Raw genomic sequence first — 253 nt, 5'->3', positions numbered from 1 at the left:
AATAATGTTAATGATATTGCTTGATCAACGTGTTGTTGAGCAGCTGCTACAACGTTAATAATTGGATCTGGCCCCATTTCATATGCTCCAATTGCATAATAAGCCATATTATCAAAATTGATTTCATATGCAGGAACATAAACTCTACCTAATTTTCCTTCTTTTCTAACTTCAACAGTTGAAACAACAGGTTGAAGTGATGGAGTACATGAACTTAAATAACTAATTGATCCAGTAGGAGCAACTGCCATTA

At 34.0% G+C, this 253-nt stretch carries 1 protein-coding gene; it reads right to left on the bottom strand.

Features of this window, described 5'->3' with window-relative positions; genetic code table 11:
* Nucleotides 1–253 (bottom strand): hypothetical protein (locus ABOA88_RS24130; protein WP_440128010.1); only part of this gene is annotated, 253 nt, incomplete at both ends.

Source organism: Pseudomonas sp. PKS (assembly GCF_051913525.1).
GTDB lineage: Bacteria > Pseudomonadota > Gammaproteobacteria > Pseudomonadales > Pseudomonadaceae > Aquipseudomonas > Aquipseudomonas guariconensis_D.
Note: the sequence above shows the minus strand (reverse complement) of the source record. Positions and strands in the feature narration are given on the sequence as shown.